This window comes from Bacillus cereus group sp. MG20 (genome assembly GCF_040459885.1).
GTDB classification, from domain to species: domain Bacteria; phylum Bacillota; class Bacilli; order Bacillales; family Bacillaceae_G; genus Bacillus_A; species Bacillus_A cereus.
The window spans coordinates 2,752,691-2,767,586 of the sequence record NZ_JARVHF010000001.1; the positions used below are offsets into that span (position 1 = coordinate 2,752,691).

Here is a 14,896-nt window from a genome sequence, read left to right on the forward strand (position 1 = left end):
ACCTATTAAAGTGGATAGTTTTTTATTTACTTAATTGCCTCATGCACTTTTAATTGTTTCCCTTTAATCGTTGTAGTCTTCATGACTTTCAAGACAAGTGGTCCTTTTCCATTTAATATTTCAACGTAAGAAACGTTATCTTGTATCGTAATAATGCCTATATCTTCTGCTGTAACACCTTTAATTTTAGCAATTGTACCGACGAAATCTACCGCTCTAATTTTCTTTTTCTTTCCGCCATTAAAGTACAGCTTCATAATGCCTTTGTTTATGTCAGCATTTTTATCTTTCTTTATAATTGGTTTAGCATGTATCTTTTCTTCAAATGCAGCTTTCTCTTTCATAACTTCTTCTTTTGAAGGTCCAATTGCCTTTGGAATTTCAAAACCAATATAATCCTCAATCTCTTCTAAAAATCTATTTTCATATGGTGTTATAAATGTAATAGCTTTTCCACTATTTCCAGCTCGTCCCGTTCTTCCAGTACGATGTACATAGCTTTCTTTTTCAAGTGGAATATCATAATTAATAACATGTGTAATATTATCAATATCAATTCCTCTCGCAGCCACGTCTGTTGCTACTAAATAACGGAATTTCCCTTTTCTAAAATCATCCATAACTTCAAAACGATCTTCTTGTACCATACCACCATGTATTTTGTCGCAAGGATAGTTAGCTCGTTTTAACTGTCTATATACATGATCTACATTTTCTTGTGTACGGCAGAAAATAATACAACTATCAGGATTCTCAATCATTGTTACATCTTTAAGTAGTGAAAGCTTCTCGTCTTCTATCACCTCAAAAAGAGTATGTTCAATTTTATCCGTTGTAATCCCAGCTGCTTTAATTTCGATATGAGTTGGTGAATTCATATATGTACGAGACAATTTTTCAACATCTTCTGGAAGTGTTGCTGAGAATAGCATTGTCATTCTTTTTATAGGTAATTCATCAATAATTGCCTCTACTTGATCGATAAAGCCCATATTTAGCATCTCATCTGCTTCATCAATAACTAAATACTTCAAACACTCTAAAGAAAGGGTACCCTTTTCAATATGATCCAACACACGACCAGGAGTCCCAACTACAATATGTGTCTTTTGCTTTAATTCTAATTTTTGACGTGCAAATGGAGATTTCCCATAAACTGCCGCAGCCTTAATCCTTTTGAATCGACCTATATTTGTAATATCTTCTTTTACCTGTACCGCAAGCTCTCTCGTCGGTGTTAAAACTAATGCTTGTGGTTTATTCTCTTCCCACTCCACCATTTCACAAAGCGGAATACCAAATGAAGCTGTTTTTCCACTTCCAGTCTGGGACTTCACAACAAGATCCTTCTTTTGTAATGCGACTGGAATAACCTCACCTTGTACTTCTGTTGGATGATCATATCCTAACCCAGTAAGCGCCCTTACAATTTCCTTACTTAATTTATAATCAGAAAAACTTTTTTTACTCATATATTAACCTCATTTTATTCTGTATTATTTTCTTTTTTATCTTTTGTATACGTTACTATCACCCTACTTATTATACTTGAAACCTCACATAAAAAGGTGGATCATATCAGATTCATCTTTTTATATAGAAATAAACCTTATCATTTCATATATTGTTCAACTAATTGATAACATCTTTTGCTCGTATTGTTAGCATTAACCCTTTCATAGTACCCTCACCCTACCAAAAAATAAAAAGAATACATACAACCTTGTATAATTATCTCAATTTTTCAACCTTTTTCATAAACGAACAATACAATTGAAAAAACGTTTTAAATTCGTTTTTAACGTTTTTTTTCAGATATAAAATCTACTTTTTAAAAAAATGTTAAGAAATCCTTTGACTTCTTAATAAAAATAATGTAAATTATCCTATGGACGAACATTTTTGATTAATAAAAATAAAATATTCGTATTTTAGGGGTGTAAATGATGGAAAACGTATTCGACTATGAAGATATTCAATTAATTCCTGCAAAATGTATTGTAAATAGCCGCTCTGAATGTGATACAACTGTCACTTTAGGAAAACATAAATTTAAATTACCTGTCGTGCCTGCAAATATGCAAACGATTATTGATGAAAGAATCGCAACTTATTTAGCTGAAAACAATTACTTCTATATCATGCATCGTTTCCAACCAGAGAAACGAATCTCATTCATTAGAGATATGCAATCACGTGGATTAATCGCTTCTATCAGCGTTGGTGTAAAAGAGGACGAATATGAATTCGTACAACAATTAGCTGCTGAGCAACTTACACCTGAATATATCACGATTGATATCGCACACGGTCATTCTAATGCTGTGATTAACATGATTCAACATATTAAAAAACATTTACCAGAGAGCTTCGTTATCGCTGGAAACGTTGGAACTCCCGAAGCGGTAAGAGAATTAGAAAATGCTGGTGCCGATGCAACAAAAGTTGGTATTGGACCTGGTAAAGTTTGTATTACTAAAATTAAAACAGGCTTCGGAACTGGTGGTTGGCAGCTAGCTGCACTTCGTTGGTGTGCAAAAGCTGCAAGTAAGCCAATTATCGCTGATGGTGGTATTCGTACACACGGCGACGTAGCTAAATCTATTCGATTTGGGGCAACTATGGTCATGATCGGTTCTCTATTCGCTGGTCACGAAGAGTCTCCAGGGGAAACAATTGAAAGAAATGGCAAACTTTATAAAGAATACTTCGGTTCTGCTTCTGAATTCCAAAAGGGTGAGAAGAAAAACGTTGAAGGTAAGAAAATGTTCGTTGAGCATAAAGGTTCTTTAGAAGATACGTTAATCGAAATGGAACAAGATCTTCAATCTTCTATCTCTTACGCTGGTGGAACAAAACTAGATGCTATTCGTACTGTAGATTATGTTGTCGTGAAAAACTCAATTTTTAATGGTGACAAAGTATATTAATTCTTAAATTTAAAAAGAAGGAGAAGCATTCCTATGCTTCTCCTTCTTTTTCATATATAAAAATGTTAAATATTTTTATTTTACTGAATTTTCTAGTATCATATTTTTAGATGCTTTTAATAAGGAGGATATAAGACATGAAAACTATAATTGAGAATCGTCTTGTTCGTGCGGAAGTACCTAACGAACTAAAATGGGATTTGTCTGATTTGTATAAGTCCAATGATGAGTGGCATACCGCATTAAACATATTAGAAAATGATATACAGAAACTTGATGCATTTAAAGGACGTTTACATACTAACTCCACAACTTTATTAAATTGCCTACTTTTAGAAGAAGAGCTTTTAATGAAGTTAACAAAACTGTACTCATATGCAAATTTAAAAGAATCTACTGATCGTACAAATCCAGTTATTCAAGCGAACTCTTCCAAAATTTCTGCTTTATGGACGAAAGTACATACTGCACTATCCTTTATTCATAATGAAATCCTCTCATTCGACGAAGGAACAATTGAAAAATATTTAACTGAAGAAACAAAACTCGAACCTTTCCGTAAGTCGTTACTAGAAATACTCAAAAAAAGGCAGCACACACTCTCTCCTGAAACAGAAGAAGCACTTGCTGCACTTGGCGAAGTTCATAGTTCTCCATACAAAATTTACGGCATGACTAAATTGGCAGATATGGATTTCACTTCTATACAAGACGAACAAGGAAACGAACTCCCTGTTTCTTTCGCATTATTTGAAAGCAAATATGAATTTTCTCCAAGCGCATACATACGTAGAAAAGCATACTCATCATTTGTTTCCACCTTGAAACGATATAAAAATACAGTTGCAACAACATATGCTACCGAAGTAAAAAAACAAGTAACACTTTCTCGTTTACGTAAATATGAATCCGTTACCCATATGCTATTAGAACCACAAAAGGTTCCACTTGAAATGTATAACAACCAACTTGATATTATTTATAAAGAATTAGCACCTCATATGCGCCGTTTTGCAGATTTAAAAAAGAAAGCATTAGGACTCGATCAAATGCTTTTCTGCGACTTACATGCACCTTTAGATCCCGAATTTAATCCGACGATTACTTATGAAGAAGCAGCCACGCTCATTCAAGATTCTTTAAAAGTATTAGGCGATGAATATAGTTCCATAATCGAAAAAGGATTCAAAGAAAGATGGGTAGATCTTGCAGATAACGTAGGCAAATCAACAGGGGCATTTTGCTCAAGTCCATACGGCTCTCATCCCTATATTTTAATTACATGGCAAAATACGATGCGTGGATGCTTCACATTAGCACATGAATTTGGACATGCTGGTCATTTCTATTTAGCAAATAAAAACCAACGTATCATGAACGTACGCCCATCTATGTACTTTGTTGAAGCACCATCAACTATGAATGAATTACTATTAGCTCAGCATTTACTAGCGACTACTGACGATAAGAGGATGCGCAGATGGGTCATTCTACAACTACTCGGCACATATTATCACAACTTTGTTACTCATTTACTTGAGGGTGAATACCAACGTAGAGTATATGCTCTAGCAGAAGAAGGACAGCCCCTTACAGCTACAACTTTAACTGAAATTAAAACAAATGTCCTTTCGACATTCTGGGGAGATTCTGTAGAAATCGATGAAGGTGCGGGCTTAACTTGGATGCGTCAGCCTCATTATTATATGGGTCTATATTCTTACACATATTCCGCAGGCCTCACTGCATCTACTGCAGTAGCTCAAATGATTAAAGATGAAGGACAACCTGCTATTGATCGCTGGTTAGATGTGCTTCGCGCTGGTGGTACAATGAAACCACTTGAACTAATGAAACATGCCGGAGTAGATATGTCAAAACCAGATGCAATCCGTCAAGCTGTTTCTTACGTTGGTTCATTAATTGATGAATTAGAGCATTCTTATCAAGAATAAAAAATAAGCCCTCGCTCTATGAGGGCTTATTTCATATTTACTTCCCAAACCTTTTACGATATCCACATTTCCTACAAAGCTCTTCAACCGCAACTCTTTTGGAAAATCCATCGACAATGTTTGTTGCTCTTTCACCTTCTATAATGTTAGAAAATGAATCGTTATTAATATTTCCAAGGTTAATAATCCCTTCACCATCTAAACAACAAGGAATAACCGTCCCATTCGCTAAAATCCCTGCTTGATTACGAAGTCCATGACAGAATCCTTTCCCATCATCCTCTTCTTCATGTAATGCTGGCCACTGGAATTCATAGTCTTGATTAATAAAGACACGTTCTGCAATTTTTATACCTTTTCCTGGTGTAAGCTTCTCTTCAATCTGATAAGATAGATCAAATTCATTTTCAATTATGGATAATAACTCCCTATTTTTCTGAATTTCAGCATTTGTTTTATTATCCTGAGTTAAATTCCATAACCTTAACGATACAATTAAATCTGATTGACTTGTCGCTTCCCTAATGAAGGAAAGTATACTCCTTACATAGCCCTCTTTATCTTGCGAACCTGGGTGTCCATCAAAACTATGCAGTGAAAAATTCATTTGTCTTAACGCGGGCTTATTTAACAGCCTATGCCTTCTCTTATTAATTAACGTTCCGTTCGTTGTAATATTAACTTTAAACCCTTTTTCATGACTTAAGTCTAATAGTTGATCTATTTTCGGATGGAGCAACGGCTCCCCCTTCACGTGCAAATAAATGTAGTCTGTGTGAGGTTTAATTTGGTCTAATCTTTTAGCAAAATCCTCTACAGAAATGAATTGCTTCTGCCTTTCCGTCGGCGGACAAAAGCTACACGCAAGATTACATACACTCGTAATCTCCAAGTAAAACTTCTTAAACTTCTTCACCTTTAATTCCTCACTTCTCTAACTACTTATACTTTTTTCCTCTTCATATTACAGCATATTTTTATGGAAATAGAAACATACTTATTTTAGGAAATCTACATACCATCTAATAATATTTAAAAGACCATCGGTAATTTTTGTCCAATGGTCTCTTTATCCTTTTTATATGCAAAGAATAAATTTATTTATGATACGGTTCATCATAACTATTCTAAATAAGCTTATTTTTTATTATTTTCATAATTAAATTTAACAAAAAAGGTAGTGCCTTCTGATCCTGTTTTAATTTCTATTTTTGCATTATGGCGGGCAGCAATGGCATAACATACACCTAACCCCAATCCAGTTCCATTATCTTTGGTCGTGTAAAATGGCGTACCCAGTTTCTCTAATACTTCAGGCCTAATACCTTTTCCTTGATCCTGCACTGCAAGCACCACACAATTTTGACCTTCCTTGTAGGTTCTAATGGTTAGAACTTTCCCTGTATCCATCGCTTCTAAGCCATTACGATATAGATTCATTAATAATTGCCGTATCTCATTACGATTTAAAAGTAATTCCGGAATGTCATTTGTATCGACTTGAATATACTTATTTTGATTGTGCGTATCAACCTTTATTAAAGGAATAATATCGCGGATAATTGAATTTAAATCTAACATCTGTAAATCCAATTTCCTTGTATTCCCCATTGAGAGAAATTCAGTAATAATAGAATTGGCACGGTTAAGTTCTTCAATCATTAAATGAAAGTACTTATTATGTTTCTCATAGGTATTCTCTTCTTTTAATAACTGCAAAAATCCTAGTACCGTTGTCATTGGATTTCTAATTTCATGGCTGATACCTGCTGCCATTTGCCCTATTAAATCAATGTTAGATAATCTTTTCAATTCCTGTTCATATTTCTTTTTTTCCGTTATGTTTTTAAAAATACAGCAAATACCATCATCATACGGGTATGCAATAACTTCGTGCCAATATTCATCTGCAGTAGAAAGAAATTCGAAATGAACTGTAGTTCGCTCTGACATTGCACGATGAAATTCCTTATACATAACTGTGTCGATGTCACTCGGGAAAACATCCCATATATTCTTTCCTAATACATCTTTTGCTGTTTTTCTTTGCGGAAAATATTGGTGCTTATTTACGTACGTAAATTCCCATTTATTATTTAAAGTAAAGAATCCATCCGTAATACATTCAATCACACTTGTAACTTTTTCATTAGCAGCAGCTAGCTCTCCCGTTCGCTCTTCCACTATACTTTCTAGTTTATCCATATATAACAAATTTGAAAACGTAGGGGCTGTGGCATCAACAATAGATTTTGCTAGTTGAATTTGAGAATTATCGTAATTGTGAGCTTTTCCTTCTTTACCAACGACGATTACCCCTAATACTTCTCCCATTGAAACCAATGGAATCATCAATAAATCCTTACTATCTATATTTTTTGTTTGAATAACCTCTTGGATCTTGGCTTCATAGCTTTTCTCTGTCCAATCCGCTTCTGTCCAATCACAGCCCTTACTTAATTTCGTTGTTTTAATCGTTGTTTTGTCTAGCGGATCTAGAAGGTGGGCAGTCATATTTTTACTTTCTAAAATCTGATCTAAGTAAAAAAAGCATTTATCAAAACTCTCCTGTATTGAGGCACACATTGATAAATCACGGGTAACATTTAGTAACAGCTGCTTCTCAGCAATAAGGTTTTCCTTTTGTGTTAAATTATTTGCGTTTTGAATTGCGACCGCGGCCATATTTACATAAGCTTCAACACTTTGAATTTCTGAATCTGTTAAGTTCATCGGAATCCCATAATCAAATAAAAAAACCAGACCAAATAACTCTTGCCTAAATGAGATAGGCAGAGCTAATAAGGACTTAATTTTAAACGCATCAACGGGTCTCGGATCTGGTCGATGATCCTTTGAGGTATCAGGAATATAGATGGTTTTTTTCGTTTCAATAACTTCTTTTGCCAGTAAATCTACTTCAGGATCAATTACCTGAGTATCGAGCGTTACGCCATTTATGGTCTCTGGTTTTCCTGCAAACCCTCTAAATGTTCCATCTTCCTGGGGTAAATAAATTCCAACAGCATCGCACCTAACAATCTCCTCTGATATCGCCATTGTCACACGCTGTAATACTTCACGTAGTTCTAATTTTGTATTTATTATTTTTGTTATATTCGCGAGCCTAGAATATCTCGTCTGATCACTTACCATTCACATAGCCTCCAGTTATAGGCATAATAAAATAAATATGATAATATCAGCGTCTTACCTTTGTTTTACATAGAATACCTTACTTATGGTAAGGTTCCCCACGATTAATCCGAAACGCTCTATACACTTGCTCAAGCAACACTAATCGCATTAATTGGTGTGGTAATGTCATCTTTGAAAAAGAAAGTGATTCGTTTGAACGCTTCATTACTTCTGAACTTAGTCCGAGTGATCCACCAATTACAAATGCGACTTTACTCTTTCCGTATGTAGCAAGGCGATCTAGACTGACCGCAAATTCTTCTGATGACTTTTGCTTTCCTTCTATAGCTAATGCAATCACATGCGTGTTATCAGAAATTTTATCCAGTATACGTATACCTTCTTTTTCCTTTACAATTAACATTTCTGCTTCACTTAAATTTTCTGGTGCCTTTTCATCTGGCAATTCAATTACTTCTACTTTTGCGTATGCTGATAATCGTTTTAAGTATTCTGCTATACCTTGTTTCAAATATTTTTCTTTTAATTTCCCAATTGAAATAATCGAGATATTCACACGTATCCTCCACCTTACAAACATGTTATCCACAAAACTTATCCACATATCCACAAACACTACCCACATATTGTGTGAGAATCTGTGTTCGATACAACATATGTCGCCTCATTTTGACAAAATTCACATGTTTTTTTCTCTTTTTCTGAGTTATCCACACTGTTGATAACCGGCGCAACTTCACACTCATCCACAATAATATCTAACGCTAATTCAACATGTTCTAAACAACAAGGTAAATTCATTTTCTTCACCTCACTTTTCTACAATAGAAAACAGGAGGTAGGCCCTCCTGTTTTTAATACTTTTGAATGCCTAATTTCACTGTTGTTGTTACTCTTTTTGTACCACGATAAAACGTAAGAGTCATTTTATCATTAATTTCCTTATCATATAAGGCCGTGCGGAATCCAATAATATCGCGAATCGGTTTTCCATCTACTGCCACAATAACATCATGTTCTCTTAAACCAGCATCCGCGCCTGGCGAAGGACTTTTCACATCCAAAATACAAACTCCTTCTGTTACAGTACCTGGTAAATGTAATGTTTTTGACCAATAATAGTTTGGAATTTCATTTAATGACCTAAGTTCAATCCCAACATACGGTCTTCTTACTTTTCCATACTTCTCAAGTTCATTCATAATCGGAACAGCCCTAGTCACTGGAATAGCCAGTCCGATTCCTTCTACTTCTTTTGCAGCAATTTTCATTGAATTAATACCAATTAATTGTCCTGCTGCATTTACAAGCGCACCGCCACTATTCCCTGGGTTAATCGCCGCATCTGTTTGTAACACTTCTACTTGCCAATCATAATGTCCATCTTGATCTAAATCTACAGGGACAATACGTTCATTAGCTGAAATAATACCTTGCGTAACAGTTCCAGAGAATTGCAGTCCAAGTGGATTTCCAATCGCAATAACTGGCTCTCCTCTGCGAACAGTATTAGAATCGCCAATTTCAATTATTTTTTTCACATGCTTTGCATCTATTTCTAATACAGCTAAATCTGTGACTACATCGGTTCCTAATACTTTTCCAGGAACCTTCTTACCGTCACTTAGACTTACTTCAATACGATTCGCTCCAGCTACAACATGATTATTCGTTACAATATAAGCTTGACCATTTGTCTTTTTATAAATTACTCCTGATCCTGTACCAGCCTCTGAATCTGCCTCTGAAAAGTTATCTCGTTGAATGTTAATAACACCCACAACAGCTTCAGATGCACGATCAACAGCATCTACAAAGCTAATCTGTTTAATTCCTTGAGCTTCGGCCATATTACTTCCGCTTGCTTCAGCTTGCGGAAGCGTATCAGCAGAATTTGAAAATAAAGGAGCTCCAAACGCAAATAAAGAAGCTCCTACAATTGTTCCCGCTATACTAGAAAGAACTATACCTTTATGCTTCTTTTTTCCTGCACGTTTCATACGATAATTTTCTTCATCAATAAAGGACATATTTGTTCACCCATCTTCCTGAAAACAACTATATTCACCTTTATTGTTTACTAAAATGAAGAATTATACGTATTGAATTTTTGTAGGCATTTTTGGATCTGTATCGTGAATTTCAAAGGATTCACCCACTCCAAATCCTTTTTCCTCTAGTACTTGTGATACTGACATACGAGCTAGTTCTTTCATGTTATTATCTAAGCTTAAATGGGCTAAATAAATATGCTTTGTCTCATCTGTAATTACATCTGCCATCGCTAATGCAGCATCCTCATTACAAACATGCCCAACGTCGCTTAAAATGCGTCGTTTAATGCTCCATGGGTAACGTCCCATACGAAGCATTTCCACATCATGATTACTTTCAAATACGAAAGCATTAGCTCCCTTAATAACGCCCTTCATACGGTCGCTTACGTATCCCGTATCTGTAATAAGCGCTAATTTCCTATTATTATTATGGAAAGCATAAAACATCGGTTCAGCCGCATCATGAGAAACTCCAAATGATTCGACTTCAATATCACCAAATGTCTTCACATCCCCAACTGAGAAAATGAATTTTTGCTCAGTTGGGATATTTCCTATTAAATGTTCCATTGCATTCCATGTTTTCTCATTCGCATAAACGGGTAAATCATATTTTCGCGCCAATACACCTAACCCTTTAATATGATCACTATGCTCATGTGTTACAAGAATACCTGATACATCATTTATATTCAGTTCTGCGTGTTTAAATAAAGCCTCTGTCGCTTTACCACTTAAACCTGCATCGACTAGTAATTTTTTTTCATCGGTTCCTACGTATAGCATATTTCCTGTACTTCCACTTGCAAGTACGCTAAAATGCAACCCCATTATTTCTCACTCCAGTATGTTCATCAACCACTTGATTTTCCTTTTCCCCTAATTCCATAACTTGTCCTTCAATTGCATTCACAAAGAAGTCCTGCTTTTGCTCCGTTTTTAAATTCCACGTTGGAGCAAGTACTTGGTTATTAGAAGTAGATGCGGTAAGAGTGGCATAACCAATTTGCGCTTCTTTAACATGTGTATTTCCATGAATTTTATTTTTTAAATACAAATTTTCTAAAGCTGTTTGAGCCGTGATAATTTCTTGCTCTTTCGTTTTTTCACCTTCGCCCATTTCTTTTAAATCAGTTAGCATTGTCTGCGTATATGAAACAAGTTCATTTTTTTCATTTAATTCCACAACAATCATCGCCTGATTATTATAGAAAATAGGCTTATCTTTATATTTTTGGAAGAAATAAATTTTAGAGTCTTTCACCGCTCCAAATTCATACTTTTGTCCATCCAATACATAGTTCTTCAAAAATTCATTATACTTATCTTTTGATAATGATTTCGTATTTAAAAAAGGCTCTTTTAGCTTACTTTCTATCGTGTACATATTTTGTATATGCGCCGTTTGATTTTTCAAAGACTGTATATCATCTTCTTTAAAGGCTTTATTTTCCGCTCTAATAAATGACTCTTTCTTCGGTTCCTTAGGGATATTCCCTATAGTAATTTTATTTGCTTTTAATTCTTGATCTATCTTTGTTTCTGCAATAAGCTCCAATTGATTACTATCTTGCTTTTGAATGAATTGAAAAATGAGAAAGAGGTCCAAAACAAAAAAGGTCACAATAAATATGGTTTTAATTCGATCCCAATCCATTTAGTCCTCCCTCACTCCACTCATAGATTTGCTGTTTACCCGTTTCACCTTCAACAAGCTTTACATACCAAATTGGTTGTAGTCGAACTACTTGCCCATCTAGTGATAACTTGTATCCAATACCAATATCCTTAATTACTTGTTTCTTTATCTCTGGATTATTTTCTAGGGATGCTATTACAACATGCCCTGACGGAAGAGTAACTTTCTGTTCTATGCCTTTAGTATTTAAAGACAGCAACGGTCTTTCATATTCCATTACTTCTTCTGATCCCCATTTTTGTCTCAATTCAGCTAATCCATCTGTATTGAATACGGAATATCCATCTTCATGTAAGCGAAATACTGTCTCTCCTTTATTCATATAGTCCAAACGATATGAATCCAAACTTCCACTGTGACCACTTACAAATTCAAAGCTTTTTTGTAACAGCATTAAATTATCTATCGTTTTCTCAGTTAAGACAGAAGAGTTTTTATACTTTAGCATGTGACGATCGTTTTCAATTTCCATGGATCTAATACCATCTGTAAATGTTTCTTTCGATATCTCAGTAATCGGACTTAAATAACGAGGATCACTAAACAGAGCATTCTTAAACGTATCAACTGCTAAATTAGATGAAATATATGTTATATTGTTTAACTCTGTCGTGCCATCTGGTAAAAATAACTTTTTCATATCATTGATTTGATAATCAAAATAGGGCTTTGCTGATACTATAAATTGATTTTGAGCATTTACAATATCTTTTAAATACACACCACTTAATTTTGCCTCATATATTTTAAAGTTATCACCATCAGAAACAAAGTTAATTTTAATTTCTTGATCCTTACTCCTAGAAGGATCAAGGAGAATACGATTAAAATGTTTAGGTTTATCTGTACTTTTCTCTTTCATGTTAAACATAGATTTAACTGCATCAAATGGGATATCAGTAGGGAAAACAAGTTCAATTTTCCCTTCACCATGCACATAGGATAGGAAATCACCCTTAGTGATTGATATCTCTCTAAACTCATGTAGTTCCCCTACTTCCAAAGGCTTATAGATTGATTCTATATCTGCCTCTCTTCTGCTCCCATAATGATTTTTATCTTTATGCACGATGATAGAAGTAGGACGGACAACATCGGAAATTTTAGTTTGATTCGTTCCTTCATTGCCCTGTACAAATTTTGCGTTTTGCATGGATGTAGAATCTGGCACATACGTCCATAGGTTAAAAGTAAGAAACAGGCTAATTACAACTAGGTTAATTAAAACTATTGTTTTAAAGTTTTCCATACTCATTCCCAATCGTCCTCTTCATCTGCTGCCATTGGTAACGTGAAATAAATAGTTGTCCCTTTTCCTTCTTCACTCTTCGCCCAAATAGAGCCACCATGTGCCTCGATCATTTCTTTTGCAATTGCTAATCCAAGTCCCGTACCACCCATTTGTCTTGAACGAGCTTTATCTACGCGATAAAAACGTTCAAAGATTTTATCAACGTTTTCTTTTGGAATACCCATTCCTTGGTCACTTACGCTAATTTCTAATAAATTACCGCGATCACGTAAGCGATATGTTACTGTTCCACCTTCTGGTGAATACTTTAATGCGTTAGAAATAATGTTATACAGCACTTGAGTAATTTTGTCAGTATCCATATCAATAAACCTAGACTTCTTAGAGAAAGATCGTTTGAAACTTACATTTTGTTCTTTAGACATTTCAAAGCGATCAATAATATTATTAAAGAAATCAGTAAAGTCGACCCATTCTTTCATTAAACGGTGCTCTGTACTATCAAGTTTAGATAGCTGTAACAACGCATTTACAAGTCTAATCATTCTTTCTGTTTCTTCTTGTGTAACCGTTAAAAATTGTGGTGCAATATTCGGATCCTGCCATGCTCCATCTGTAAGTGCCTCTAAATAACTGCGCATTGTCGTTAATGGCGTCCTTAATTCATGAGAGACATTCGCCACAAACTCACGGCGTTCCCTTTCTATACGCTCCTGCTCTGTTACATCATATAATACGGCAATTAAACCATTTGCCTTCCCTGTTTCTTTTTGAATAACAGAGAAACTAGCACGTAAAATATATGGTTCATTTCTCGTACTAAAATCTAATAAAACAGAATCTGGCTCTTCATATAAATGATCGAGCGTAAATTCTTCCTGTATCCCTAATACCTCTAAAACAGATTGATCGAGCGCTGTTTCACGAGAAACATTTAACATTTTTTCCGCAGGGTCATTTAGTAAAATAATATCCCCTTTTCGGTCAGTAGCAATTACTCCATCTGTCATATGAGATAAAACAGATGATAGTTTACGCCTTTCACTTTCTGTAGAAGAACGAGCTTGTTGCAATTTTTTTGATAAATTATTGAAGGATAATGCCAGTTGTCCAATTTCATCATGGCTATGCACCTTTACTTTTCTCGAATAATTTCCTTTTGCCATTTCGATTGCTTGTCTCCGCATATCTGAAATTGGTCTTGTAATTGTTTGAGCCAATAAAATCCCAAGTACGGCCGTTACTAATAAGGCAATTACTGTTCCCGTAGCAAAAATTTGATTTATATCCTTCATTTGTTTATATACATCTTCCATAGATGCAACGATGTATATAACACCAAGCGCATCCTTGCCATTATCATCTAGAATCGGAGTAAGCATAACTTGAACACGATGGCCTGTACTACCATCCTTCTCAATTTTCACTTCTGGCTTTTTTTGCACCAACACTCGCTGAACAGCTATATCAGTTGATGTTCTATTCACCTTATTCTGCTTTGATTCATCTGAAATAGCCAGTAACTTTCTATGCGAATCAAATACACTTACCTCTTGTATAACTTTTTTTTGATCAGAGGCAAACTTTCGAATGGAAGTTTTAATCGTTTCATCTGTTGACTCTGTTTCTGCTTTTGTATAACTTTTTTTAAATTCTTGTTTCAAGTTATATGATAATAAGTTTGTTTGCTGCGTTAAAGAATCCCTAAAACCTTGTACTAGGCTCTTCTCTAATTCCCTTACAAAATATACCCCAATAACTTGCATCGCTATTAATATTAATAGCATATATATAAGCACAAATTTTAAATGAATAGATTGAAAAAAACCAACTTTCTTCATATA

The 14,896-nt window shown here is 34.8% G+C and carries 12 protein-coding genes; 2 read left to right on the plus strand and 10 right to left on the minus strand.

The genetic code is table 11. The features are described 5' to 3' along the window. Positions 1-26: 26 nt before the first annotated feature. Positions 27-1,472 (minus strand): DEAD/DEAH box helicase, encoded by a 1,446-nt coding sequence (locus QCI81_RS14090; RefSeq protein ID WP_353810831.1) that lies wholly within the window; start codon positions 1,470-1,472, stop codon positions 27-29. Positions 1,473-1,946: 474 nt separating this feature from the next. On the opposite strand from QCI81_RS14090, the gene guaC reads away from it, so the two are divergent. Continuing rightward, positions 1,947-2,930, plus strand: a complete 984-nt coding sequence (guaC, locus tag QCI81_RS14095) for a GMP reductase (RefSeq protein ID WP_353810832.1) — start codon at positions 1,947-1,949, stop codon at positions 2,928-2,930. Positions 2,931-3,067: 137 nt separating this feature from the next. Next, positions 3,068-4,885 carry an oligoendopeptidase F gene (gene pepF / locus QCI81_RS14100; protein ID WP_353810833.1) on the plus strand — a complete coding sequence of 606 codons (1,818 nt, stop codon included), beginning with the start codon at positions 3,068-3,070 and terminating at the stop codon, positions 4,883-4,885. A gap of 37 nt (positions 4,886-4,922) precedes the next feature. Here pepF and QCI81_RS14105 read toward each other — a convergent pair whose 3' ends face one another. From QCI81_RS14105 to walK, 9 genes are all read right to left on the minus strand, one after another. Next, the gene (locus tag QCI81_RS14105) at positions 4,923-5,801 is read right to left on the minus strand and encodes a radical SAM/SPASM domain-containing protein (protein WP_000713633.1); all 879 of its coding nucleotides are present in this window, start codon (positions 5,799-5,801) and stop codon (positions 4,923-4,925) included. A gap of 221 nt (positions 5,802-6,022) precedes the next feature. Then, positions 6,023-8,041, minus strand: coding sequence for a GAF domain-containing sensor histidine kinase (locus QCI81_RS14110; RefSeq protein ID WP_353810834.1), 2,019 nt, complete (start codon positions 8,039-8,041; stop codon positions 6,023-6,025). Positions 8,042-8,120: 79 nt separating this feature from the next. Further along, complete coding sequence (gene rlmH, locus QCI81_RS14115; protein WP_266132488.1) at positions 8,121-8,600, minus strand: 23S rRNA (pseudouridine(1915)-N(3))-methyltransferase RlmH; 480 nt, start codon at positions 8,598-8,600, stop codon at positions 8,121-8,123. A 59-nt stretch (positions 8,601-8,659) separates the two neighbouring features. Further along, positions 8,660-8,845 carry a CxxH/CxxC protein gene (locus QCI81_RS14120; RefSeq protein WP_001052833.1) on the minus strand — a complete coding sequence of 62 codons (186 nt, stop codon included), beginning with the start codon at positions 8,843-8,845 and terminating at the stop codon, positions 8,660-8,662. 53 nt (positions 8,846-8,898) lie between these two features. Continuing rightward, positions 8,899-10,074 (minus strand): S1C family serine protease, encoded by a 1,176-nt coding sequence (locus QCI81_RS14125; RefSeq protein ID WP_000008032.1) that lies wholly within the window; start codon positions 10,072-10,074, stop codon positions 8,899-8,901. 63 nt (positions 10,075-10,137) lie between these two features. After that, entirely contained in the window at positions 10,138-10,932 is a 795-nt protein-coding gene (locus QCI81_RS14130; RefSeq protein WP_353810835.1) for an MBL fold metallo-hydrolase, read from the minus strand. Continuing rightward, positions 10,916-11,758: a two-component system regulatory protein YycI gene (locus QCI81_RS14135; protein WP_000383720.1), complete on the minus strand. Its 843-nt coding sequence runs from the start codon at positions 11,756-11,758 to the stop codon at positions 10,916-10,918. Before QCI81_RS14135 ends, QCI81_RS14130 begins: the two co-directional genes overlap by 17 nt. Beyond that, entirely contained in the window at positions 11,739-13,055 is a 1,317-nt protein-coding gene (locus QCI81_RS14140) for a YycH family regulatory protein (protein WP_000061569.1), read from the minus strand. The genes QCI81_RS14135 and QCI81_RS14140 overlap by 20 nt, the downstream gene beginning before the upstream one ends. Continuing rightward, on the minus strand, positions 13,052-14,893 hold the full coding sequence (gene walK / locus QCI81_RS14145; RefSeq protein WP_353810836.1) for a cell wall metabolism sensor histidine kinase WalK: 1,842 nt from the start codon (positions 14,891-14,893) through the stop codon (positions 13,052-13,054). The genes QCI81_RS14140 and walK overlap by 4 nt, the downstream gene beginning before the upstream one ends. Between the last annotated feature and the right edge of the window lie 3 nt (positions 14,894-14,896).